This is a genomic window from Tannerella forsythia, from assembly GCF_003860135.1.
GTDB lineage: Bacteria > Bacteroidota > Bacteroidia > Bacteroidales > Tannerellaceae > Tannerella > Tannerella forsythia_A.
Map to the genome: position 1 here is coordinate 1 of NZ_RQYN01000173.1, position 382 is coordinate 382.

1 protein-coding gene is annotated in these 382 nt (G+C 41.6%); it reads right to left on the minus strand.

All coding sequences use genetic code 11. The features are described 5' to 3' along the window. Positions 1-77 precede the first annotated feature (77 nt). Positions 78-382 (minus strand): hypothetical protein (locus EII41_RS14410; RefSeq protein WP_221620746.1); only part of this gene is annotated, 305 nt, incomplete at its 5' end.

The following is a 382-nucleotide window of genomic DNA, read 5'->3' on the forward strand; positions in this document are numbered from 1 at the left end:
CAGCTGTTTTTGCTCTGGAAACTGAGTATCCGGCATTCAAACAGCTGTTTTTACTCTGGAAACTGAGTATCCGGCATTCAAACAGCTGTTTTTGCTCTGGAAACTGAGTATCCGGCATTCAAACAGCTGTTTTTGTCCTGGAAACTGAGTATCCGGCGTTCAAACAGCTGTTTTTGCTCTGGAAACCGAGTATCCGGTATTCGAACTGCTGTTTTGCCCCGTTGTTGCACAACAACGGCATAAAACGGAGCTTTCTGCCGTGCTGCCGTTTTCTCACTGTCTGTAAATTTTGCGTCCGGAGAGACTGAATAGTTGCTCCTTAAAATATATTCATTAAACTGTTTGTCAATAAAATAAATGGAATAATTATTGGATATTCTTG